The sequence below is a fragment of the Photorhabdus sp. P32 genome (assembly GCF_038085095.1).
GTDB lineage: Bacteria > Pseudomonadota > Gammaproteobacteria > Enterobacterales > Enterobacteriaceae > Photorhabdus > Photorhabdus luminescens.
The window spans coordinates 1-906 of the sequence record NZ_JAZGJN010000078.1 but is presented as its reverse complement, the minus strand read 5'-3'; the positions used below and the strand labels follow the sequence as shown (position 1 = coordinate 906).

The following is a 906-nucleotide window of genomic DNA, read 5'->3' as shown; positions in this document are numbered from 1 at the left end:
GAGTCTTGCAGCAATGAAAGTGTTTCATTTGCTTGTCGTAACAGTTCTACTTGCCTCTGTTTTGCTTCTGCAATCTGATGGGATTTGAGAAGGTCTTTATCAACTACCCATTCTTCACCATCCCATTTGTCATAATCGGTGTCAGGCTTCTTGAAGGTCAGAGTTTCTGGCAGCTCACCCAATTCAGTAATTTCTTGCTGTGCACGAGTTTGCTTGTTGTAAACAATTTTTCCGCGATAGTCAGGTACTATTTCCCAATGCTTACCGTCTTCACTGCGACAAACAGCCATATCATCAGAATCAGGAAGCTCTGGCGCATCAGGATAAGCACCCGCTGACAGACCGATACCGAGCATGACGTACTCAATATCAGAGTTTGTGAATTCTCGTGTAATTTGATTAGTGTGATAAATTTTTATCCAGCCTGCTTGAATTGCTAATCCGTCTTTATCCAACACGGCTGTTTCATGCTCTAAAGAGTATTTTTGCTCAGTCATTATGCTGCATACTGCTCTTACTATGTAATTAAGTGTATCAAATTTACCACGCAAATCAGGTACTTTACCGTCTGGATAAGCCGCTGCTAATTGTGGATATCGAGATTTATCAAATGTCTGACCATTACAATAAAGATACCCTTTCGGAGTGTATCTTGACGAATGCAAGATGGGGGCACCGACTGGAATATTTACAGAACTAACATCGTCAGTCATTGCTAATGTTCCAGACTTCTTCTGTAAGTTTGCGTAATAAATGGTATTGCCACTTTTATCTCTGTAATAGATAGTCAGTGGATCTTGTCCGTCAGGGTTCGTTGCCATCTGGATATAATATCCATCTTTTTTCTTTAACCGGATACTTGCATATTCGTGATCTGCATCTACATCTAAACTACTGCATGTGAAT

Annotated in this window: 1 protein-coding gene and 1 pseudogene; both read right to left on the bottom strand. The window is 40.5% G+C overall.

The window, feature by feature from the left end; all coding sequences use genetic code 11:
• Positions 1-497 (bottom strand): tail fiber assembly protein (locus V2H77_RS00315; protein WP_341497213.1); only part of this gene is annotated, 497 nt, incomplete at its 3' end.
• A gap of 99 nt (positions 498-596) precedes the next feature.
• Positions 597-713 (bottom strand): annotated as a pseudogene (locus V2H77_RS00310) (phage tail protein); the annotation flags it as partial.
• Between the last annotated feature and the right edge of the window lie 193 nt (positions 714-906).